Source organism: Pandoraea sp. 64-18, from assembly GCF_001899225.1.
Lineage (GTDB): Bacteria > Pseudomonadota > Gammaproteobacteria > Burkholderiales > Burkholderiaceae > Pandoraea > Pandoraea cepalis.
Map to the genome: position 1 here is coordinate 30,356 of NZ_MKVU01000001.1, position 22,146 is coordinate 52,501.

At 65.2% G+C, this 22,146-nt stretch carries 17 protein-coding genes; 15 read left to right on the plus strand and 2 right to left on the minus strand.

What is annotated here, in order from left to right; all coding sequences use genetic code 11:
• Positions 1-7: 7 nt before the first annotated feature.
• The 7 genes from BGP02_RS00115 to galE all read left to right on the plus strand — a co-directional run bounded on the left by BGP02_RS00115 (position 8) and on the right by galE (position 9,314).
• Positions 8-1,420 (plus strand): PelD GGDEF domain-containing protein, encoded by a 1,413-nt coding sequence (locus tag BGP02_RS00115; RefSeq protein ID WP_150563818.1) that lies wholly within the window; start codon positions 8-10, stop codon positions 1,418-1,420.
• On the plus strand, positions 1,413-2,414 hold the full coding sequence (locus tag BGP02_RS00120; RefSeq protein WP_150563817.1) for a hypothetical protein: 1,002 nt from the start codon (positions 1,413-1,415) through the stop codon (positions 2,412-2,414). Before BGP02_RS00115 ends, BGP02_RS00120 begins: the two co-directional genes overlap by 8 nt.
• A complete protein-coding gene (pelF, locus tag BGP02_RS00125; protein ID WP_150563816.1) occupies positions 2,414-3,961 on the plus strand; it encodes a GT4 family glycosyltransferase PelF in 1,548 nt (515 codons plus the stop codon). Before BGP02_RS00120 ends, pelF begins: the two co-directional genes overlap by 1 nt.
• On the plus strand, positions 3,961-5,340 hold the full coding sequence (gene pelG / locus BGP02_RS00130; RefSeq protein ID WP_150563815.1) for an exopolysaccharide Pel transporter PelG: 1,380 nt from the start codon (positions 3,961-3,963) through the stop codon (positions 5,338-5,340). Before pelF ends, pelG begins: the two co-directional genes overlap by 1 nt.
• 26 nt (positions 5,341-5,366) lie before the next feature.
• Complete coding sequence (locus BGP02_RS00135) at positions 5,367-6,266, plus strand: endo alpha-1,4 polygalactosaminidase (RefSeq protein WP_261938958.1); 900 nt, start codon at positions 5,367-5,369, stop codon at positions 6,264-6,266.
• 162 nt (positions 6,267-6,428) lie between these two features.
• The gene (glmS, locus tag BGP02_RS00140; RefSeq protein WP_286797071.1) at positions 6,429-8,261 is read left to right on the plus strand and encodes a glutamine--fructose-6-phosphate transaminase (isomerizing); all 1,833 of its coding nucleotides are present in this window, start codon (positions 6,429-6,431) and stop codon (positions 8,259-8,261) included.
• Positions 8,262-8,291: 30 nt separating this feature from the next.
• Positions 8,292-9,314, plus strand: coding sequence for a UDP-glucose 4-epimerase GalE (galE, locus tag BGP02_RS00145; RefSeq protein WP_286797072.1), 1,023 nt, complete (start codon positions 8,292-8,294; stop codon positions 9,312-9,314).
• Positions 9,315-9,440: 126 nt separating this feature from the next.
• On the opposite strand, the gene BGP02_RS00150 is transcribed toward galE, so the two are convergent.
• Positions 9,441-10,463 carry a LacI family DNA-binding transcriptional regulator gene (locus BGP02_RS00150; protein ID WP_017235441.1) on the minus strand — a complete coding sequence of 341 codons (1,023 nt, stop codon included), beginning with the start codon at positions 10,461-10,463 and terminating at the stop codon, positions 9,441-9,443.
• Positions 10,464-10,680: 217 nt separating this feature from the next.
• Between BGP02_RS00150 and BGP02_RS00155 the strand changes: the two genes are divergently transcribed.
• The 6 genes from BGP02_RS00155 to BGP02_RS00180 all read left to right on the plus strand — a co-directional run bounded on the left by BGP02_RS00155 (position 10,681) and on the right by BGP02_RS00180 (position 18,000).
• Entirely contained in the window at positions 10,681-11,496 is an 816-nt protein-coding gene (locus BGP02_RS00155; RefSeq protein WP_261938955.1) for an SDR family NAD(P)-dependent oxidoreductase, read from the plus strand.
• Positions 11,497-11,607: 111 nt separating this feature from the next.
• Positions 11,608-12,660, plus strand: coding sequence for a TRAP transporter substrate-binding protein (locus BGP02_RS00160; RefSeq protein WP_017235443.1), 1,053 nt, complete (start codon positions 11,608-11,610; stop codon positions 12,658-12,660).
• Between the two features lies 1 nt (position 12,661).
• Positions 12,662-14,581 carry a TRAP transporter large permease gene (locus BGP02_RS00165; protein ID WP_286797076.1) on the plus strand — a complete coding sequence of 640 codons (1,920 nt, stop codon included), beginning with the start codon at positions 12,662-12,664 and terminating at the stop codon, positions 14,579-14,581.
• Positions 14,582-14,744: 163 nt separating this feature from the next.
• A complete protein-coding gene (locus tag BGP02_RS00170; protein ID WP_026132269.1) occupies positions 14,745-15,299 on the plus strand; it encodes a VOC family protein in 555 nt (184 codons plus the stop codon).
• Positions 15,296-16,576 carry a ribulose-bisphosphate carboxylase large subunit family protein gene (locus BGP02_RS00175; protein ID WP_286797079.1) on the plus strand — a complete coding sequence of 427 codons (1,281 nt, stop codon included), beginning with the start codon at positions 15,296-15,298 and terminating at the stop codon, positions 16,574-16,576. Before BGP02_RS00170 ends, BGP02_RS00175 begins: the two co-directional genes overlap by 4 nt.
• Positions 16,577-16,611: 35 nt before the next feature.
• Complete coding sequence (locus BGP02_RS00180) at positions 16,612-18,000, plus strand: four-carbon acid sugar kinase family protein (RefSeq protein ID WP_286797082.1); 1,389 nt, start codon at positions 16,612-16,614, stop codon at positions 17,998-18,000.
• Here BGP02_RS00180 and BGP02_RS00185 read toward each other — a convergent pair.
• Positions 17,990-18,754 (minus strand): IclR family transcriptional regulator, encoded by a 765-nt coding sequence (locus tag BGP02_RS00185; protein ID WP_017235448.1) that lies wholly within the window; start codon positions 18,752-18,754, stop codon positions 17,990-17,992. The genes BGP02_RS00180 and BGP02_RS00185 overlap by 11 nt on opposite strands.
• Before the next feature lie 287 nt (positions 18,755-19,041).
• Between BGP02_RS00185 and sauS the strand changes: the two genes are divergently transcribed.
• Complete coding sequence (sauS, locus tag BGP02_RS00190; protein WP_286797087.1) at positions 19,042-20,505, plus strand: acylating sulfoacetaldehyde dehydrogenase; 1,464 nt, start codon at positions 19,042-19,044, stop codon at positions 20,503-20,505.
• An 8-nt stretch (positions 20,506-20,513) separates the two neighbouring features.
• Positions 20,514-22,121: an AMP-binding protein gene (locus tag BGP02_RS00195; RefSeq protein ID WP_502688457.1), complete on the plus strand. Its 1,608-nt coding sequence runs from the start codon at positions 20,514-20,516 to the stop codon at positions 22,119-22,121.
• Positions 22,122-22,146 lie beyond the last annotated feature (25 nt).

A 22,146-nucleotide genomic window follows, 5' to 3' on the forward strand; every position in this document is an offset into this window, starting at 1 on the left:
CCGCATCGTGAAAACCGCGACTCAACAGGACGCTGCCATCGACGCGAAGCCCGTCGGCCCGGAACAGGTGCGACGCTCGGAGCCGTTCGGCAACGTGAGCACCTATGGCCGACTGATCGCGCCGGCCGTGGCGCGACCGGTAGCGGTCTTCGAGGTGGTCACCGGCATGGCGCTCGCCGTGGCGATTGCCTGGCTGCTGCGACCCGGCGATCCGCTGCTCATCGGGCTGGGCTTTCCATGGATGTGGCTCGTCGCCCTGGTCATGGCGCTGCGCTACGGCGCGCTGCTCGGCGTGGTGGCGGGGCTCGTGCTTGCCGCCGTCTGGTACGGCTTGTATGGCTTGCATGGCGAGCCGTTCCCGGCGATGTTCTTCGTCGGCGGCTTCACGATGATCGTCGTCGGCGGGCACTTCTGCGACATCTGGGGCAACCGCGCGACGCGGGCTCGAGGCATCAACACGTATCTGAACGATCGCCTCGTCGCCATTACGAACAATCACTACCTGCTGCGTGTCTCGCACGAACGGCTCGAGCGCGATTTGCTCACCAAGCCGAGCACCCTGCGCGACGCCATCATGCGATTGCGGGAACTGACGACGTCCAACGAGGCGGGCGCCGCGGCGCAAACGTTGCCCAACGCACAGCCGATGCTCGAGTTTGCCGCGCTGACGTGCCAGATCGAAGTGGCGTCGGTCTTCCCGGTGCACCTCGGGCGGCTGGTGCCCACGGCGGTGGCGTGCGTGGGCGAGGCGTTCACGCCGGTCGAGAGCGATCCGCTCGTGCAGACTTGCCTGCGCGAAGGCACGCTCTCGCATGTGCGCGACGACGTGACGGTCGGCGAGGGCAGTGCGTATATTGTGTGCGCACCGCTCACCGACACGGACGGCAACATCAACGGCATGCTGATCGTGCGCCGCATGTCGTTCCTCGCGCTCAATCACGACAACCTGCAATTGCTGCTGGTGCTGCTGGCCTATTACGCCGACGGCGTGGCACAGCAGGGCGTGGTGGCCAGCGTGCGCGACGAGGTGCCAAGCGTGCCCTACGACTTCGCGCTGGAGTTGGGTCGCCTTGCTCGCATGAAGCGCCAGAGCGGCATCCAGTCCTCGCTCGTGGCGCTCGTATTCCCGCGGGGCGCGAGCGGCGATTCGCTGTTCGAGCAGACCGTGCGTTCGCGCCGGGCACTCGACGCCTTGTGGATTCAATCAGGCCCTCGTCAGCAAATCGCCATCGCCCTGATGCCGATTACCGATGAAAATGGCATCGACGGGTACCTCATCCGCATTGAGAGCGCGCTGCGTCAGCAATACGGGCTGGATTTCCAGACCGGTCACGTGGCAGTGCACTCGGCGAGCGTGGACGAGCGCGCCCCGGGCGAGGGGCTGAGCAAATTGCTGGAGCGCTGCCGCGATCATGCTTAAAAAACTGCTGGCGATCGCGCTCGGTATCCTGGCCCTGCTCGCGCAGGCCCAGGCGGTGCACACGCTTTTCGAACCGGCCTGGCGGATCGACCCGCTCGTGGTCTTCTTTGGATGGCAACTGCTCACGGCAGTGCTCACCGCGACCTTCGTTCGTTCGGTACTGCCGGAGCATTACCACGGGCGTACCGGGGCGTTCTGGCACAGCCTGGCGATCAGCTTGTTCATGCCGGTGGGCGGTTTGCTGCTGTTCCTCGGCGTGATGGCGATCAGCGTGTTGTTCCCCGCGCCGAAAGAGCTCGCCCGCTCCGGGGCGGTTGATCGCCCCGAGTTCGTGACGTATCTGGTCTCGCGCGTCACGCACGGCGCCGGTGCGCGCCTGCGTGCGCGTTTGCGCAACACGCAAGGCACCAGCGAAGACCGCGTGGCCGCACTGGTGTCGGTGCAGGCGCTGCCGTCGCGGGCCACCGGCGAGATCATGCGGGACCTGCTGGCCGATCCGGTGGAAGAGATCCGGTTGCTCGCCTACGGGATTATCGACGGCGTGGAAAAGCAGATCATGCAGCGTATTTTCGACGCGCGCACTCAGCGCGATCGTGCAGAGAATGATGATGATCGTGCCGACGCGAGCCATCGGCTCGCCGAGTTGTACTGGGAGCTGATTTATCAGAACCTCGTGCGCGGCGAGGTGTACCGATTCACGATGGAGCGCGTGGAGCGATTTGCCCGCGAGGCGCTCGCCCATCGCGAGAGCGATGCGGTCATGTGGTACCTGCTGGGCCGTTGCGCGCTGATGCGTCACGATCCGGAGCAAGCGGAACAGTGTCTGCTGCGTGCCGAGTACCATCAATTTCCGGCGGACCGACTCGTGCCCTGGCTTGCCGAAGTCGCGTTCCTCAAACATCAATACGCACGGGTCGGGCAGATGCTCGCCGGCCTCGGGAATGGCACGGCCACCCCGATGCTGCAGCCCGTCATGCGTTTCTGGACCCGCTAATGCGTACCAACGAACGTCGCGCTGACTCGGCCGATATCGCTTTGCTGCTCGAAGGCACCTTCCCGTATGTGCGGGGCGGCGTGTCGTCGTGGGTGGATCAAATGATCCGCGCATTCCCGGATCTGACGTTTGCCGTCGTGTTCATCGGCAGCCGTCGCGAAGACTACGGCGACATGGTCTATCCGCTGTACGACAACATCGTGCATTTCGAGGCGCATTATCTGTACGAATTCGAGGCGCCCGCGCCGATGCGTGCCGCCGAAGGCGACGCGCAGGCGTTCGAGAAGATGGAGAAGATGCATGACATGCTGCGCCGGCGCGACGACCTGCAAGGCATCGGCAAGCTGATTCACGACGTGATTCCGATGCTCGCCGAAGACGGCGAGATCAGCGAGGCCAATTTTCTGCACAGCCGGCGCTCGTGGGACATGATCACCGATCGCTACAAGAAGTACTGCCTGGATCCGTCGTTCACGGACTATTTCTGGACGATCCGGATCATGCACAAGCCGCTGTGGCAACTCGCGCGCATTTGCGACCAGTTGATCCCGGCCAAGGTGTACCACACCGTTTCCACGGGGTACGCGGGCTTCCTGGGCGCGTTGCTGCGCTTCAAGCACCAGCGTCCGCTGCTGGTCTCGGAGCATGGCATTTACACCAAGGAGCGCAAGATCGATCTGCTGCAGAGCCAGTGGATTCGCGACAACCGGGGGCTGTTCGAGCGCGACATCTCGCAGGTCGGTTATTTCCAGAACCTGTGGGTGCGCTTCTTCGAAGCGATGGGACGCGTGTGCTACGAGGCGGCCGACGAGATCACCGCGCTCTTCGAGGGCAATCGTCTGCGCCAGATCGCCGACGGCGCGCCCGAGTACAAGACCCGCAACACGCCCAATGGCATCTCGGTGGCGCAGTTCGCGCCGTTGCGCGAGCAGCGTCCGGCCGACATCCCGCCGGTGGTGGCGCTGATCGGCCGGGTGGTGCCCATCAAGGACATCAAGACGTTCATTCGGGCGATCTTCATCGCCAGTCGCCACATGCCGGGACTGCAGGGGTGGGTGGTCGGCCCCGAGGAAGAAGATCCGGCCTACGCGCAGGAGTGTCGTGACATTGCGGCGAGCCTGGGGTTGGAAGACAGCCTTCGGTTCATGGGCTTTCAGAAGGTATCCGACATCCTGCCGCAGGTCGGCGTCATGGCGCTGTCGTCGATTTCCGAAGCGTTGCCGCTGGTGGTGCTGGAGGCCTACGCGGCCGGCGTGCCCGTGGTGACGACCGACGTCGGTTCGTGCCGCCAACTGGTCGAAGGCCTGGGCGATGAGGATCGCGCCCTCGGACCTGCCGGCAAGGTCGTGCAGATCGCCAACCCGGAGCAATTCGCCCAGGCGCTGCTCGACGTGCTCGAGCCCACCACCTGGCATGCGGCCCAGCGCGCGGCGATCGCGCGCGTCGAACGCTATTACACGATCACCCAGATGCAGGACGCCTATCGCAGTTTGTACGAGACACTGCTGGCGCGTCCCGCCGCCGGGGTGGTTGCGGGAGACCACTGATGGCCGGTATTGGCTTTGAACTTCGCAAGATTCTCCGGCGCGACACGCTGACCAGCACGCTGGCGGCCTATGGCTACGCCGGGGTCATCAGCGCGGGCCCGCTGATTCTCTCGATTCTCGGTATTCTGCTCATCGGCCTGATGAGCCTCGCCGTCGTGCAACCGCCGGGCCTCATCGTGCAGTTCCAGGTGTCGGTGACGTATCTGATCGCGTTCAGCCTCATCGTCACGGGCATACTTCAACTCTCGTTCACACGCTTTCTGAGCGACCGGCTGTTCGAGCGGCGTCCCGATCTGGTGCTGCCGAACTACAACGCGGTCGCATTGGTAACGACGGTTGGCACGGGCATCATCGGCCTCATCCTCGCGCTGACCGTGTTCCGCGGTCAGTCCACGGGCTATCGGTTGTTGATGCTCACGGGCTTCGTGATCGTGAGCAATATCTGGATCGGCGTGTTGTTTCTCACGAGCGTGAAGCAATACCGTGCCGTGCTGGCGATCTTCTTCGTCGGCTACACCGTGACGGTGGTGAGTGCGGTGCTGCTCAACCGATACGGGCTCGAAGGGCTGCTCGGCGGTTTCGTCATCGGTCACCTGATCCTGCTGCTCGGCATGGTCTGCCTGATTCACCGCAATTACCGCACGGACGAATATCTGCTTTGGCAGGTCTTTGCGCGTCGCTTCTCGTATCCGTCGTTGATGTTCGTGGGTTTGCTGTTCAATCTGGGCATCTGGCTCGACAAGCTGATGTTCTGGTTCTATCCGGTAACCGGGCAGGACGTGATCGGCCCGCTGCGCGCGTCGGTGATCTACGATCTGCCGGTGTTTCTCTCGTACCTGTGCGTGATTCCGGGTATGGCGGTGTTTCTGCTGCGTATCGAGACGGATTTCGTCGAGTACTACGATCAGTTCTTCAACGCGGTGCGTACCGGCGGAACGCTCAAGTACATCGAGGAATCGCGCGACATGATGGTGCGCTCGGTCCGCACCGGTCTGTACGAAATCCTGAAGATCCAGGCGGTCGTTACGCTGCTGATCTTCGCGTTCGGCGACAAGCTGTTGCGGCTGATCGGCATTTCGGTGCTGTACCTGCCGCTGCTGCACATCGACGTCATTTCCGCGAGCCTGCAAGTGCTTTTCCTCGGGATTCTGAACATCTTCTTTTATCTGGACCGGCGTGGCACGGTGCTGGCGCTCACCGCCGCGATGGTCGTCGCCAACGGCCTGTTTACGTGGGTCACGCTGATGCTCGGACCGAATGCGTACGGCTACGGTTTCGCGCTGGCGCTGCTGGTCGTCGTGATGGTGGCGATGCAGTTGCTCGATCGCCGGCTCGACGCGCTCGAATATGAAACCTACATGCTGCAACAGCAGCGCTGACACTGATACTGCCGCTGCCGATCGCCATGTCCGACAACACGACGCAACCGCACGCCACTTGGTGGCGCCGCCCACTGGCTCGATTCATGGGCGGGGTGGTGGGGGTCTTTGCCGGCTTCTTCCTCAACACCGCATCGGCGCAGCCGCCTGTCTTCGGGCGCATTGCGTTTTTCTATGGCGCGACGCTCGACCCGAAGGCGCTCGCCGGCTACGATCAGGTGGTGATCGAGCCCGACAACGGCTTCGTGCCGAAGGCCGTCGACCCGGCCACCGAGCCGAAGGGCCGGCGCTGGATCGCTTACGTCAGCGTGGGCGAAGTCTTGTCCACGCGCGACTACTACGCCGCGATCCCGAAAGCCTGGCGAATTGGCCGCAATGGCGACTGGAAATCGGAAGTGATTGATCAGGCCGCCCCGGGCTGGCCGCAGTTTTTCGTGGAGAAGGTCATCGCGCCGTTATGGGCCAAGGGCTATCGTGGCTTTTTCCTCGACACGCTCGATTCATATGAACTGGTCGCCAAGACCGATGCCGAGCGTGCGCGTCAGCAAGCCGGGCTGGTCGCGGTCATCAAGCGAATTCGGCGCCGTTTCCCGCGCGCCGAACTGATTCTGAATCGCGGTTTCGTGCTGATGCCCGAAGTACACGGCGACGTGGCGGCCGTGGCGTTCGAATCGCTCTATCGCGGTTGGGACGAGGGGAATCAGCGCTACGTGGCGGTGCCGGAAGACGATCGCGCGTGGCTGCTTGCGCGGGCGCGCGAAGTGCGCGAGCGCTACGACCTGCCGGTGATCTCGATCGATTACTGCGCCCCCGCGGATACCGAGTGCGCCAGGCAAGCCGTCGCGCAGATTCGTGCGCAGGGCCTCATTCCTTACGTGGGCGACGGTCACCTCATGCAAGTCAATCCCGCCGCGGCGCAGGACTGACGCAGCGCACCTGGCGAGACAACGAAGAAGGCGGAAGACAATCCCGGCGAGCCGTCATCACAACGCCGGACATCAGACAGTTCAACACGCAGACGAACGCAACCGGCCATTCGGGCGGCGGCGGCGTGCTGCGCTCATCCAATTGATTGTTGAGGGGAAGTCATGTGTGGAATCGTGGGCGGCGTGGCACGCCGTGACGTGGTACCGGTGCTGGTCGAAGGACTGCGCCGTCTCGAATATCGTGGCTATGATTCGTGCGGCGTGGCCGTACTCGACGCAGCACATCAGCTCACACGCGTGCGCAGCGTGTCGCGCGTGGCGCAACTCCAGGCGCAACTGGCCGACGCGGCCATGGGCGCGGGACTGGGCATCGCGCACACGCGGTGGGCGACGCACGGCGCGCCGGCGACCGAGAACGCGCATCCGATCTTCTCGCGCGAACGGATCGGGCTGGTGCACAACGGCATCATCGAGAACCATGAGGCGCTGCGCGACGCGCTGCGGGCCAAGGGCTACGAGTTCACGAGCCAGACCGACACCGAAGTCATCGCCCACCTGGTCGATGCGCATTTCGCGGCGAACGACGGCGGCACGCTCGTGCATGCCGTGCGCTCGGCCATTGCGCAATTGCGGGGCGCATATGCCATCGCCGTCATCAGCAAGGACGAACCGGAGTGCATGGTGTGCGCGCGTCAAGGTTCGCCGCTCGTGATCGGCTTTGCGGCGGATGGGCATTTCCTCGCTTCCGACGCCATGGCGCTCGCCGGTCACTGCGACCGGTTCATGTATCTCGAGGAAGGCGACGTGGCGTTGCTCTCACCAGCGCGCGTGTCGGTGCTAGACGCGCAGGGCGTAGAGGTCGAGCGTTCGGTACGCGCGATGGCGGCGTACCAGTCCGAAGTCTCACTGGGGCCGTATCAGCATTACATGCAGAAGGAGATCTTCGAGCAGCCGCGGGCGATTGCGGACACGATTGCCGATATCACCGAATTTTCTCCGGCCTTGTTCGGCGAAGGCGCCGCCGACGTCTTGCCGCAGGTGAACGGTGTGCTGATTCTCGCTTGCGGCACCAGCTACTACGCGGGGCTCACCGCCAAATACTGGCTTGAAGCGCTCGCCGGCATTCCCACGCAGGTCGAGATCGCGAGCGAGTACCGCTATCGCGAGTCGGTGCCGAATCCGCAAGCGCTCGTCGTGACCATCTCGCAGTCGGGAGAGACCGCCGACACGCTTGCCGCGCTCAAGCACGCCCAGGGCCTGGGACATGAGCGCACGCTGGCGATCTGCAACGTGGCGACCAGCGCGCTCGTGCGGCAGACGGCGATGTCGTTCATCACGCGCGCGGGCACGGAAATCGGCGTGGCGTCCACCAAGGCGTTCACCACGCAACTCGTGTCGCTGTTCATGCTGGCCGTCACGCTCGGTGTCGAGCGCAAGCGCATCGATGCGACCGAGGCGGCGCGCCACCTCGCGCAGTTACGTCATTTGCCGGCGGCACTCACGAGTGTGCTCGCGCTCGAGCCGCAGCTCATCGCCTGGGCGGCACAATTTGCCGACGTGCCGAGCGCGCTGTTCCTCGGGCGAGGGCTGCACTATCCGATCGCCCTCGAAGGGGCGCTCAAGCTCAAGGAGATTTCGTACATCCACGCCGAGGCGTATCCTGCTGGGGAACTCAAGCACGGCCCGCTCGCGCTGGTCAGCGAGCAGATGCCGGTGGTGACCGTCGCCCCGAACGACGTGCTGGTGGAGAAGCTCAAGTCGAACATGCAGGAAGTGCGCGCGCGTGGCGGCGAACTCTACGTGCTGGCCGACGGCGATATGCGCATTGCCAGCGCCGAGGGTATTCGTGTCATCCGCATGCCCGAGCATTACGGTGAGCTGTCGCCGGTGCTCCACGTGGTGCCTCTGCAATTGCTGGCTTATCATACGGCGTGTGCCCGGGGCGCCGACGTCGACAAGCCCCGCAATCTGGCGAAATCGGTGACCGTCGAATAGCCAACGGATGAGATGCCTCAAGGGCAAAGCATGAATACACTCGGAACCATTCTCGTGACCGGCGGTGCCGGTTACATCGGCTCGCATACCTGTGTCGAGCTGCTCGCGCACGGCTATGACGTGGTCATTCTCGACAATCTGGTCAACAGCCATCGAGAGGCGGTGCGGCGCATCGGTGAAATTGCCGGGCGCGCCCCGGTCTTTATCGAGGGCGACGCGTGCTCGAAGCCCGTGCTCGACGACCTGTTCACGCGCTTTGGCATTACCGGCGCCATTCACTTCGCCGCGCTCAAGGCGGTGGGGGAGTCGGTCGAAATGCCGCTCGCCTACTATCGCAACAACATCGACAGCCTGCTCACGCTGGTCGAGACCATGCAGTCGCATGGCGTCAAGGATCTCGTGTTCAGCTCGTCGGCGACCGTGTACGGCAATCCGGCCACGGTACCCATCGACGAATCGTTCCCGCTGTCGGCGACGAATCCCTACGGTCAGACCAAGCTCATGGCCGAGACGATCCTGAACGACGTGGCCAAGGCGGACCCGAGCTGGCGTATCGCGCTGTTGCGTTACTTCAATCCGGTGGGCGCACACGAGAGCGGGCGCATCGGCGAGGATCCCTCAGGTGTGCCGAACAACCTGATGCCGTTCGTGGCGCAAGTGGCGGTCGGCAAGCTCCAGCGCCTGCGGGTGTTCGGCGGCGACTGGCCGACGCCGGACGGCACGGGCATGCGCGACTACATTCACGTGGTCGATCTCGCGCGCGGGCACCTGGCCGCACTCGATGCGCTCAAGCAACGCGATGGCGGCTTCACGGTCAACCTGGGCACCGGACACGGTTACACCGTGCTGCAGGTTGTGAGGGCGTTCGAAGCCGCGAGCGGCCGGCCGGTGCCGTACGAGATCGTCGAGCGGCGCGCCGGGGACATCGGTAGCTGCTATGCGGCGACCGCCATGGCGCGCGATCTCATCGGCTGGGAAGCCGAATACGGTATCGATCGTATGTGCGCCGATCACTGGCGCTGGCAGATGCAGAACCCGAACGGCTACCGTTGAGCCTGGTGTTTTGTTTTGGTCGGTCGGCGTGTCGAGCACGGGGACGGATTCGCGGGTTCGATGCGCCGGTACGCTTCACGCAACGCTGCGGGCACGGCGAGCAACGCCTTGCCGCCGCGCGATGGCCTACGGCAGATTCTCGCGAAAGATCACCTGGCTGCGATTCGCCTCGATGCCGGCGGACAGATCGCGTTTCTCGCGCAGATTCGCGAAGATGCGCACGCAGTTCATGATGGCGCTTTGCGGGCTTTGCGTGATGACGGCATCCATCGATCCGTCGATCAGCAGTGCGCGGGTATCCGGCGTCAGACCGTGCCCGATGAAGACCACCTTGTGTTGCATTCCCGCTTCCTTTAGCGCCTGCCCAACGCCTTCCGAACCGCCGCCGATGTTGTAGATTGCCGCGAGATCCGGATGCTGTTCGAGCAGCGCCCGCGTCTGCCGGTAGTTGACCGCTTCGTCGTCGTAGCCTTCGCGAAGCCCGACGACCTGCATCTGCGGGTATTGCTCTGAGAAGAGCTGCAGAAACCCCGCCTCGCGTTCAACGTGCGCCTTGTAGCTGAGCGAGCCCGCGATGAGCGCCACCTTCGCGTGCCGCTTCGCGCCGACGAAGCGCGCGATCAGATACGCCGCCGTTCGCCCGGCCGAGCCATTGTCCAACCCCACGTAGGCGATGCGCCGCGAGTGCGACAGGTCGGACACCAACGTCACGGCCGCCACGCCCTCGTCGGCCAGCGTGTCCACTGCCTCGCGCACCTTGGGATGCTCCAGCGGCATGAACGCCACCCCGTTGCACCCGCGTCCGCGCCTCAGCAATGCGGCTGACAGGGCGTCCGGATCGAACCCCTGGATGAACTGGACGCGACAGTTCACGTGATACGGCGCCCATTGGTTTTGCGAGCACTGCACCCATTCGCCCAGCATGCGAAGGAACTTGCTGCTGCGACCGGGCAGAACGAACAGCACCTGCGTGGGAGGTACCGCCCGAACGGCTTCCAGTGCCGGCTCGGGCAGGTATTGCAGTTCACCGGCCGCATGCAGCACACGCTGCACGGTCGTCTGCCGCACGCCCTCGCGGCGATGCAGCACGCGATCGACCGTTGCCGTGGAAACGCCCGCCAGACGTGCGATGTCGGCCAGATTTGGCATGTTTCGTCTCATTCGCTTCCCCCCTCAATGTGATGTGCGGCGGCGGCCTCGCTTCACGTGCCGTCGCGTCGACGATCACAGCATACTTCATCAAAACACATCAAATCGCATCACGATTCCGAGTTGGTCGATTATGGCGTTGCGACCTATCGTACGTCTTCAAGACATCCACGAACGTACCGCCAGGCCGGTACGCGAATGCACAGGAGACATTGTGATGGCAGCAGTCGGTGAGTCGGCGCCGCGTCGGTTGGCGGGACGCGTGGCGTTGGTGTTCGGCGCGGGATCGGTCGGCGACGGGTGGGGCAATGGCAAGGCGGCCGCCGTGGCCTATGCTCGCAGCGGCGCCAAGGTGGTGGCCGTGGACCGCGCGCAGGGCGCGGCCGACGTCACATGCCGTGTCATCGCCGACGAAGGCAACGACGCCGTTGCGCTGGCCGCCGACGTGACCCGCTGGGACGACGTGCAGCGTGCCGTGGCGGCCGCCATCGAGACCTACGGCCGCGTCGACATCCTGCACAACAACGTTGGCATTACCTCCCAGGGCGGGCCCGTGGAAACCACCGAGGACGTCTGGGATCGCGTGATGACGGTCAACGTCAAGAGCATGTTCCTCACGTGCAAGGCCGTGCTGCCGCTCATGGAAGCCCAGGGCAGCGGCGCGATCGTGAACATCGGCGCGCTCGGCGGCGTGCGCTGGACCGGCTATGCGTATTGCGCCTACGCCGCATCGAAGGGCGCGGTGAATTCGCTCACGCAGAGCGTGGCGTTGCAGTACGCGGCCAAGGGCATCCGGGCGAACTGCATTCTGCCGGGCGTGATGGACACGCCGCACATCTATCAACAAATTTCCGGCTTTTACCCGAGCGCGCAGGCGATGGTGGAGGCGCGCAACCGTCTGTCCCCGACCGGTCGCATGGGGGATGGTTGGGATGTGGCGAATGCGGCCGTATTTCTGGCGTCGGACGAGGCGCGCTACATCAACGGCGTGGAATTGCTCGTCGACGGCGGCATGCACGTTCGCTGCAACTGACGCCACGCCGCCGGGCGGATCAATCGGCGAGCGGGGTGTCGGGATTTCGCGCCGTCGCGCTGACCGCCGCGCCGACGCTTGTGTAAAAACCATAAATCAGGAGACATGCGGATGACCGATTCAACTTCTCAGGGCCGACGCAACATTTTGCGTGCGCTTTCCGCCTTGCCCGCACTGGGTGTCGCGGGCGTTGCCGGTGTGACGGGCGCGCTGCCGCGCATGGCGCGTGCCGCGGCGCCGGCATACGTGTTCAAGTACGGCAACAATCTGCCGGTCAGCCATCCGCTGAACGTGCGGGCGCAGGAGGTCGCGGCGCGCATCGCTTCGGAGAGCAAGGGGCGCATGGAACTGCGCATCTTCCCGAACAATCAGCTCGGTGGCGACACCGACATGCTCGCGCAAGTGCGCAACGGCGGTATTGACATTTTCAACGCCGGCACGATGGTGATTGCGACGCTCGCGCCGATCAGTGCCATTACGGCGGTCGGCTTTGCGTTCTCCAACTACGATCAGGTGTGGCACGCGGTCGACGGCAAGCTCGGCAACAGCATTCGCGAGACCTTCGCGAAGACGGGGCTCTACACCTTTGAGAAGATGTGGGACAACGGCTTCCGTCAGATCACGAGCGGCAACAAGCCCATCACGAAGGCGACCGATCTTGCCGGCATGAAGATTCGTGTGCCGGTGAGCCCGATGGGCATTTCGCTGTTCAAGTCGCTGCAGGCGTCGCCGACGAGCCTTCAGTTCAGCGAGGTCTACTCAGCACTGCAGACGCATGTTGTCGACGCGCAGGAGAACCCGCTCGCCATTGTGGAGACGGCGAAGCTCTACGAAGTGCAGAAGTTCTGCTCGGTCACGAACCATAGCTGGGACGGCTATCACCTCGTCGTGAATGGCCGTTCGTGGCGCGCGCTGCCGGACGACCTCAAGGTCATCGCCGCGCGGGCCTTCAACGAGGCGGCGATCCAGCAGCGCGAAGACGTCTACAAGCTCAACACGGGCCTGCAGAACGCGCTCTCGAGCAAGGGACTCGCGTTCAATGCCGCCGCGCCGGAGACGTTCCGCGCCCAGTTGCAGAAGTCGGGCTACTACGCCGAGTGGAAGAAGAAATTCGGCCCGGAAGCCTGGGCGCTTCTCGAAGCGACGGCCGGCAAGGTGGCCTGAGATGACCCCCCGTCCTGCGCATTCCCCGCACGGCGCACCCGCCGGGGACTCGCTGCCGGCGAGCGGTGCCGCCGACCTGCCGTTGCATGGCTGGCGGGCGTTCGTCGGCAGCCTCGATCGCGCCATCGGTTGGCTCACGGAGATTCCCGCAGCACTGCTCGTGCTCGCGGACATCCTCGTGATGCTCGCTGGGGTCGTCGCCCGCTATGTGTTCCATGCCCCGCTGGTCTGGGGCGACGAGCTCGCCGGTATCCTGTTTCTCTGGATGTCGATGCTTGGCGCCGTGGTCGCGTTGCGGCGCGGCGAGCATATGCGCATGACAGCGTTCGTCGGCAAGGCATCGCCGTCGACGCGGGCATTCCTCGACGTGCTGGCGATCGCCGCCGCGCTCGCGTTCCTGCTGCTCATTGTGCATCCGGCGTACGAGTACGCGTCGGAAGAGGCGTTCGTGATCACGCCCGCGATGGAGATCAGCAACGTCTGGCGCGCGGCGGCGTTGCCGGTCGGCGTGGCCTTGATGCTCGTGGTGAGCGTATTGCGACTGCTGCGCACCGCGCCCGCCGCGCGGGTGATCCAGGCCGTAGCGCTGGTGGGCGTGGTGTGCGTCGGCTTCTGGCTGCTCGGACCGGTGCTGGCGCCGCTCGGGCGCTGGAATCTGGTCATCTTCTTCGCGGGTGTCGTCGGGGCGTGCGTGTTCGCGGGCGTGCCGATCGCGTTCTCGTTCGCCCTGGCGACCTTCGGCTTTCTCGCGCTGACGACGCACACGCCGATGGTCGTGCTCGTGGGCCGGATGGACGAAGGCATGTCGCACCTGATCCTGCTGGCGGTGCCGCTGTTCGTCTTCCTCGGGTTGCTGATCGAGATGACGGGCATGGCGCGGGCGATGGTGCAGTTTCTCGCAAGCCTGCTCGGTCATGTGCGTGGCGGCCTGAGCTATGTGCTCATCGGCGGGATGTACCTGGTGTCGGGCATCTCCGGCTCCAAGGCGGCCGATATGGCGGCCATCGCGCCCGTGCTGTTGCCCGAGATGAAGAAGCGTGGGGCGGATCCCGGGGATCTCGTGGCGTTGCTCTCGACGACGGGCGCACAGACCGAGACCATTCCGCCCTCGATCGTGCTGATCACCATCGGGTCGGTGACCGGGGTGTCGATTTCGGCGCTGTTCACCGGGGGCTTGCTGCCGGGCGTGGTGCTCGGCATTGCGCTGTGCAGCGTGGTGTGGTGGCGTTATCGCCATGAGGATCTGTCCGGGGTGGAGAAGGCCAGGAAGGGCGACGTGTGGCGCGCCTTCGTGTACGCGTTGCCGGCGGTGGCGCTGCCGTTCGTGATTCGTGCGGCGGTCGTCGAGGGCATTGCGACGGCCACCGAGGTGTCGACCATCGGCATCGCTTATTCGGTCGTGGCGGGCTTGCTGCTCTATCGCAGGTTCGACACGCGGCGGCTGCTGCCTATGCTGATCGAGACGGCCGCCTTGTCGGGCGCGATCATCTTCATCATTGGTGCGGCGACCGGCATGGCGTGGGGACTCACGCAATCGGGCTTCGCGCAGGACTTCGCGGCCGCGATGGAACGCGTGCCCGGTGGAAGTGCGGGTTTCATCGTGGTGTCCATCGTCGCGTTCATCGTGCTGGGCAGCGTGCTCGAGGGCATTCCGGCCATCGTGCTGTTCGGGCCGCTGATGTTCCCAATCGCCCGCGCGGTGGGCGTGCACGAGGTGCATTACGCGATGATCGTGGTGCTCTCGATGGGCCTGGGCCTGTTCGCACCGCCCTTCGGCGTGGGGTACTACGCCGCCTGTGCCATCGGCAAGGTCGATCCCGCGAAGGGCATGCGGGCGATCTGGGGCTATCTCGCGGCGCTCATCGTCGGTTTGATCTGCGTGGCTGCGATTCCCTGGATCTCGATCGGCTTCCTTCATTGACGAAGCCGCCGACACCGGCGACACCGACGACACCACGGCGCGGCAAGTGCCCCATGCGGTGGTATGCATCGCCACATTCAAGGATGGCGGCGGGCGCGATCGATTCGCCTCGCGTGGCGCCGCCCATCCGTACCTTACGCAACAGACGATTACAGAGAAGACCATGAGCAGATTCTTCGGCGAGATACGCCAGGTGGCATACCTTGTGCCGGACATCGAGGCGGCAATGACCTATTGGTCGAACGTGCTCGGTGTCGGGCCGTGGTACTACAACCCCAAGGTGCCGATCCGCAACTACACCTACCGCGGCGAGCGCTTCGAACCGCACAACGCCGTGGCGCTGGCGAACGCGGGCGGGTTGCAGATCGAATTGCTGCAGATCCGCAACGACGTGCCGTCGATGTACCGCGACTTCCTCAACGCCGGGCGCAGCGGCGCGCAGCACGTGGCGTACTGGACCGAGGACTTCGACGCCGATCTGGCGCGCGCGCGTGACGCGGGGTTCGAAGTCTGCATGAGCGGCGAGGTGGGCGAGAACGGCCGCTTCGTTTATTTCGAGGATCGCAGTGCCGACCCCGGCTGTCATCCCGGGACGACCATCGAGTTGTCCGAAGTCGCCGGCCCGAAGGGCAAGCTCTTCACGATGATTCGCGAGGCTGCGGCCGCCTGGGACGGCACCGATCCCGTGCGCGCCTTTCCGGACCTCACGACGCTATGAGCGCGACCCTGTCTGCCACCTATCTGATCGAGACGCCGCTCGATCCGCGCAAGGTCGCCGAAGTCATGGCCGGCGAGCAGTCCTGCGGCACATTTACCCGCGTGGTCGGCGAGACCGATGCACTGCGTGAGCGCGCGCGTGCCGTGGTCGAAGCGGTCGACCTCGCAGGCGACGTGGCGCACCCGTCGTTGCCGAATGCCTTTCTCGAGCGCAAGGGCATCCGTGGCCCGTGGCATCGGGCCCGTGTTCGGATAGCGTTTCCGTATGACAACGTCGGCGTCAATCTGCCAACGCTCGCGGCCACGCTTGCGGGCAATCTGTATGACCTTGGCGAAGTGACGGGCATGCGGCTGGAGCGCATTGCGTTGCCGGCGAGCTACCGACAGCAGTTCGACTTTCCGCGCTATGGCATCGCAGGTACGCGCGAGGCGACGGGCGTGCGCGAAGGCGCGCTGGTCGGCACGATCCTCAAGCCGAACGTCGGCATGAGCGCCGCGGAAACGGCGGCGCTGGTCGCGCGGCTGTGCGCGGCGGGCGTCGACTTCATCAAGGATGACGAAGTGTGTGCCAACCCCGTGCACGCGCCGCTCGCCCAGCGTGTGCCCGCGGTGATGGCCGCCGTGCGCGAGCATCGGGCGCGCACCGGCAAGCAGGTGATGGTGGCTTTCAACATCACCGACGAAACGGATGCAATGCGACGCCATGCCGATCTCGTGACGCGCGAAGGCGGCAATTGCGTCATGGTGAGCCTGAACTGGTGCGGATTCTCTGCCGTGCAGACGCTGCGCCGTCACACCGATCTGGCAATCCACGCGCATCGAAACGGCTACGGTGCGATGTCGCGCGATCCGATGCTGGGGATGGGCTTTCAGGCCTATCAAACGCTCTGGCGATTGGCCGGTGTCGATCACATGCATGTGCATGGCCTGCAAGGCAAGTTCGCGCAGGGCGACGAGGAGGTGATCGAGTCGGCGCACGACTGCTATGCGCCGCTGGCCGTCGATGCTGCCGAGCAGGACATCGCGCGGGACCAGGTGATGCCGGCGTTCTCGTCGGGGCAATGGGCCGGCACGGTGCCGGCGACCTGGCGCGCCGTCGGCCGCGACGATCTGCTCTTCATGGCGGGTGGCGGGATTCTGGCGCATCCCGATGGCCCGGCGGCGGGGGTGCAGAGTCTACGGGACGCATGGGCGGCGGTGCGTGCCGGCCAGTCGCTTGAAGCGGCGTCTCGCGATGCGCCCGCGCTGGCGGCCGCGTTGCGATTTTTCGGCCATTGACCGGTGCTGCCATGCCTATCGAATCTCCGGCGGATATGACGCATCGCCCCCAACTGCTTTATTACGGCGATGACTTCACCGGTGCGACGGATACCCTGGCGAGCGCGGCACGCGCGGGCTTGCGCAGCATTCTGCTGTTCGCGCCCCCGGACGCGGCGCGTCTCGCAACGCTCGGGCCACTCGATTGCCTGGGAATCGCCGGCGTGTCACGCTCGCTCGCGCCAGCCCGCATGCGTGAAGAGCTGGCGCCGATTGCGGCGCTGGCGCGGCACTTGCAACCCACGGTGCTGCATTACAAGACCTGCTCGACGTTCGATAGCGCGCCGGAGGTCGGAAGCATTGGCGAGGCCGTGAGTGCGTTGTCGTCGTCGATGCCGAGCCCATGGGTCGCGATCGTCGGGGGACAGCCCAATCTTGGCCGCTATTGCCTCTTCGGCAATCTCTTCGCTGCGGCTGGCGCGGGCGGTGAGGTCATGCGCATCGACCGGCATCCGACGATGAGCCGTCATCCGGTGACGCCGATGCATGAAGCCGATCTGCGGCGTCATCTGGCGCAGCAGGGCCTGAGCGATATCGGCCTCGTGCCTTGGACATGCTACGACACTCCGCCGGGGGACGACGTTGGGGCGACCGCTTCGACGAATGCGGTGTCGGCGCGTGTCGACGCGTTGCGGGCCGAGGGGGTGGTCAACGTGCTCTGGGACGTGGCCCGGCAGGGCGACTTGCCGCAGATCGGCGCGCAGCTCTGGGGCGCGGCGCGGCGCTCACCGCTGCTGGCCGTAGGGCCGAGCAGCGTGACGCAGGCGCTGGCGAGCGCGATGTCGCGAAGCGGCGAGGCGGTGGATGACGATGTCCCGGCGGCGAAGGGTCCAGTGCTGGTGCTGGCGGGAAGCCTGTCGCCGGTGACGGCGGCCCAGGTGACGGCCGCTGTGTCGTTCGAGGTCGTGCGCCTCGACGCCGCACGACTGATCGAGCCGGATGGACGCTACTGCCGCGAGGCCGCCGCGCAACTGGCCACGCACCTTCGCGCCGGACGCCACACGCTCGCCTGCACCGTGCCGTTCACCGACGCGTCGACTGAATCATCGCCCCACCCGTCGACGCAGGATCGGGCGGTCCCTGCGCTGGCATTGGCGCAAGCGGGCGGGCGCCTGCTCAGGCAGGTGTTGGACGAGGTGCCCATCTCCCGCATGGCGATTGCCGGCGGCGACACGTCGAGTCACGGTGCGCGCGCGCTCGATGCCTGGGGGCTGGCTTACGCGGGCATGGTGTCGCCGGGGGCGCCCCTGTGCCGGCTTCGCAGCGATGCGCCAGCGCTCGACGGCATGGAGATATTGCTCAAAGGCGGGCAGATGGGCGGCGTCGACCTGTTCGAACGTCTGGTGCATGGCACATCGTCACGCACCGCGTCACTCAGTTCTTGAAGGTTTTCGCCGTCTCCTCGGCGGCGAATCTCAGCTCCGGCTCGAAGGCGAGGAGATCGTCGAGCGTCAGCCGCCCGATGGGCGCCTGTACCGCGATGGCCGCGCAGGCGCGATTGCGGTTGAGCATGACCGGCACCGCAATCGCAATCAAGCCCTGCAAGTGTTCCTGATTGTTGATGCCCATCTTGCGCCGGCGCGTGCGCTCGAGTTCAGTGCGAAATTCACCGCGGTCGGTCAACGTCTGCTCCGAGAATTTGCGCAGCGGCAGGGTTTCGATCAGCCGTTCGCGCCGTTCCTTCGGCAGAAAACTCAGTAACAGCTTGCCGCTGGCCGAGCAGTGCATCGGCACGTGCGAACCCGGCTGCAGGTGCATGCGCAGCGGCCATTCCGTCTCCACACGATCCACATAAATCACGTCGTTGCCCGAGAGCATCGTGAGGTTGCACGTCTCGCCGATCCGCGTGACCAGTTGCTCGAGCAAGCCATGCCGCGCGGCGGCGGCGCCGGTCTGCATCAGCACGTTGATCGCCAGCGCACGAACGCGCGGCGAGCATTCGTAGCGGCGGTCGTTGGCGCTGCGCGTGATGAGCCAGGCGTCCTTGAGCTGGGTGAGGATGCGATGCACCGTCTGCTTCGGCAAATCCAGCGCGTTGACGAGATCCATCATCGAGAGCGGCCCGCCCGCCGTCGCCAGTGTCTCGAGCACGCGGAACGCCCGCACCGCGGCTGCGTTCGATTGATTCGATGCCGTCATGTTGTCTCCTGATGCCATGCCTTGCGCAGTCCTGGTCTGCCGATGCGACAGGTTCCGACTCGCCGCACCTGCGACGCCTTCATTCCGGCTGCGCTGTTTAACGTGATTTTGCATCGTTTTCATCACTTTTGCGGACCGCTTCGGTCCCGAATATCGAGACGACCGATACACCTGTCCAATGTGTCCGGTTTGTCCGGGAATTTGAGACCTGCGACGCAACCCGGTTGGCTAGATTGGAGTCGCGAAACCAAGCGACAACCGGCGCCTTGCGCATCAGGAGACATCACATGAATTCACGGGCCTTCGGAGCCATCGTTCCTCCCACCGGCACCCGCGCCGACGCGCCTGCGCAGCAGGACGTCGACGCTCAGGTCGCGGCACTCGTCGCCCGCGCGCACGCGGCGCAGCGCGACTTCGCGAGCGCGGGGCAACAAACGCTCGACATGGCAGCCAGTGCGGCGGCGTGGGCGATCATGGAGCCGTCGCGCAACCGCCAACTGGCCGAACTCGCGGTGCGCGACACCGGACTCGGCAACGTCGACGACAAGTTCCAGAAGAACTTCCGCAAGACACTCGGCTTGCTGCGCGATCTACACGGGCGCAAGACGCATGGCGTCATCGCGCGGGACACGGAGAAAGGCATCGTGGAGATTGCGCGTCCGGTGGGCGTCGTCGCGGCCATCACGCCATCCACCAATCCCGCGGCCACCCCCGCGAACAAGATTGTCAACGCGCTCAAGTGTGGCAATGCGGTGATCGTCGCGCCGTCGCCCAAGGGACATTCGGCGTGCGCGTTATTGCTCGAATTCATTCACGCGGAACTCGCCAAGGCCGGACTGTCGCCGGACCTCGTGCAGATGCTGCCTGCGCCGATTACGAAGGCCGCCACGGCGGCGCTGATGCGTCAGGCGGACCTGATCGTCGCCACCGGATCGCAGGCGAACGTGCGCATGGCCTATACGAGCGGCACGCCGGCGTTCGGCGTCGGCGCGGGCAACGTGGCATCGATCGTGACGACCAGCGCCGATTTGAGCGATGCGGCGGGCAAGATTGCGCGCTCCAAGACCTTCGATAACGCGACGAGCTGTTCGTCGGAGAACAGTGTGGTGATCGAAAGCCCGGTCTACGACGCCATGATCGACGCGCTGCGTGCCGCCGGCGGTGTGCTGCTGACCGCCAGCCAGAAGCGCGCACTTCAGGACGTCATGTGGGTGGAGGGCAAACTAGCGGGCGGCTGCACGGCGAAAGCGGCGCAAACGATCGCGCAGTTGGCCGGGCTCGACGACGTGGCGGCACAGCAACCGGCGTTCCTGATGGTCGAGGAGTCGGGCGTGGGCGCCGATCATCCGTTCTCGGGCGAAAAACTCTCGCCGGTACTCACGGTCTATCGTGCCGGGAACTTCGCCGAGGCGGCATCGCTCGTCGAGCGGATCTACGCCTACATGGGCGCGGGCCATTCCGTCGGACTGCATGGGGCGGACCCGGCGCAGGCGGTGACGTTGGCCGAGACGTTGCCCGTCGCACGCGTGATCGTCAACCAGGCGCATTGCTTCGCCACGGGTGGCAATTTCGACAACGGCCTGCCGTTCTCGTTGTCGATGGGCTGCGGCACCTGGGGGAAGAACAATTTCACCGACAACCTCGGCTTTCGTCAGTACCTGAACGTGACACGCGTGGCGTTCCCCATCGCGGCGGCCGTGCCCGACGTCGACGATCTGCTGGGCGACTATTTCGGGAGCGTCGGACGATGAACGCGCCCATGAATCCGGCGTCGGTCGCCGACGTCACGGCCCACGAAACCCAGATGACGCCGCGCACGCTGCGCGAGCTCATCGACACCCAAGCGGACGCGTTCGGCCCAAAGACCTACCTGCTGACGACCCCCGAGACGGGCGACGACGCGGCCACGCTCACCTTTAGCGGCTTGCGCGACGATTGCCGCGAACTCGCCCGGCGATTTGCCGACGCAGGACTGCGCCAGGGGGACATCGTGTCCGTCTGCATGGGCAACGGCCTGCAGACAGCGCGTTTGATTCTCGCGGCGATGTACAGCGGCCTGATCGTCAACCCCATCAACCTGCTGTGCCAGCCTGCGCAGATGGAGTACATCGTAGAGCACTCGGACACACGGCTGATCTTCGTGTCCGAGGCGATGCTGCCCGCCATCGCGCAAGCGGTGGACGCGTTGCGCGCGCAAGGCATGACGCGACCGGTGGCGCTTGTCTGCACTTCGCCCGAGGCGACAACGTTGCCCGAGATTGCCCCGCTGACGCAACTTGCCGCACCAGTACCGGCGGAGATGCATGGCGTCGCGTTGCTCATGTACACGTCGGGCACGACAGGCGTGCCGAAAGGGGTGATGCTCACGCACGGGAACCTGCTGGCCAACGCGGGGTTCATCAGCGCGGAGCATTGTCTGACGCCGGACGACCGTGTGCTCGCGTCGCTGCCGCTCTATCACATCAACGGACTCGTGGTCACGCTGCTCGCGCCGCTGTTTCACGGCGGCTCGGTCGCGATGGCGCCGCGCTTTTCGGCGCGCACGTTCTGGCGCGACGTGACGGCCGTGCAATGTTCGTGGATCAACGTGGTGCCGACCATCGTGGCCTATCTGCTCGAAGGCGAGGTGCCGGAACGTACCGCGCTGGCGGCGCTGCGATTTTGCCGAAGCGCCTCGGCGGCGCTACCGGCGGATCACCATCGAGCCTTCGAGGCGCGCTTCGGTATCGGCATCATCGAGACGATGGGCATGACCGAGACGGCGGCCCCAGTGTTCAGCAATCCGCTCGATGCGACCCGGCGACGGGTGGGCAGCATCGGCTTGCCGTCGGGCGGCGAGGCGAAGGTGATCCGGCGCGACGGCGCACAGACGGCCCGCGGCGAGACCGGCGAACTGGTGTTGCGCGGCGCACAGGTCATGTGCGGTTACTACAAGCGCCCGGACGAGACATCGGCCACCTTCACGGCTGATGGTTGGCTGCGTACCGGCGACCTTGGCTACTGCGACAGCGACGGGTATTTCTATATCACCGGACGTGCCAAGGAATTGATCATCAAGGGCGGCGAAAACATTGCACCGCGCGAGATCGACGAAGCCCTCATGCGCCATCCGGGGGTGCTGGAGGCGGCTGCGGTGGGGGTGCCGGATCCCGCGTATGGACAAGACATCGTGGCGTTCGTCGTGGTCCGCGAGCGATGCAGTGACAACAACGGCAACGACTGCGCGCCACCCGATGCGGGGGTGCTTCGCGAACACTGCCTGCAAACGCTGGGGCGCTACAAGACGCCAAAGGAATTTCGTTTCGTGACGGATTTGCCCCGTGGCCCGTCGGGCAAGGTGCAACGCCTCAAGCTGCTGAAAAGCTAACGCCCGACAGCGCAAGGCAGAAAGC

Bases quoted from the DNA above. Each gene is read 5' to 3' on its own strand.
- BGP02_RS00195 (WP_502688457.1), top strand. From the start codon at position 20,514: ATGAATCCGGCGTCGGTCGCCGACGTCACGGCCCACGAAACCCAGATG.
- BGP02_RS00175 (WP_286797079.1), top strand. From the start codon at position 15,296: ATGAGCGCGACCCTGTCTGCCACCTATCTGATCGAGACGCCGCTCGAT.
- BGP02_RS00120 (WP_150563817.1), top strand. From the start codon at position 1,413: ATGCTTAAAAAACTGCTGGCGATCGCGCTCGGTATCCTGGCCCTGCTC.
- sauS (WP_286797087.1), top strand. From the start codon at position 19,042: ATGAATTCACGGGCCTTCGGAGCCATCGTTCCTCCCACCGGCACCCGC.
- galE (WP_286797072.1), top strand. From the start codon at position 8,292: ATGAATACACTCGGAACCATTCTCGTGACCGGCGGTGCCGGTTACATC.
- BGP02_RS00155 (WP_261938955.1), top strand. From the start codon at position 10,681: ATGGCAGCAGTCGGTGAGTCGGCGCCGCGTCGGTTGGCGGGACGCGTG.
- BGP02_RS00180 (WP_286797082.1), top strand. From the start codon at position 16,612: ATGACGCATCGCCCCCAACTGCTTTATTACGGCGATGACTTCACCGGT.
- pelF (WP_150563816.1), top strand. From the start codon at position 2,414: ATGCGTACCAACGAACGTCGCGCTGACTCGGCCGATATCGCTTTGCTG.
- BGP02_RS00135 (WP_261938958.1), top strand. From the start codon at position 5,367: ATGTCCGACAACACGACGCAACCGCACGCCACTTGGTGGCGCCGCCCA.
- BGP02_RS00170 (WP_026132269.1), top strand. From the start codon at position 14,745: ATGAGCAGATTCTTCGGCGAGATACGCCAGGTGGCATACCTTGTGCCG.
- BGP02_RS00185 (WP_017235448.1), bottom strand. From the start codon at position 18,754: ATGACGGCATCGAATCAATCGAACGCAGCCGCGGTGCGGGCGTTCCGC.
- BGP02_RS00160 (WP_017235443.1), top strand. From the start codon at position 11,608: ATGACCGATTCAACTTCTCAGGGCCGACGCAACATTTTGCGTGCGCTT.
- BGP02_RS00150 (WP_017235441.1), bottom strand. From the start codon at position 10,463: ATGCCAAATCTGGCCGACATCGCACGTCTGGCGGGCGTTTCCACGGCA.
- BGP02_RS00165 (WP_286797076.1), top strand. From the start codon at position 12,662: ATGACCCCCCGTCCTGCGCATTCCCCGCACGGCGCACCCGCCGGGGAC.
- pelG (WP_150563815.1), top strand. From the start codon at position 3,961: ATGGCCGGTATTGGCTTTGAACTTCGCAAGATTCTCCGGCGCGACACG.
- glmS (WP_286797071.1), top strand. From the start codon at position 6,429: ATGTGTGGAATCGTGGGCGGCGTGGCACGCCGTGACGTGGTACCGGTG.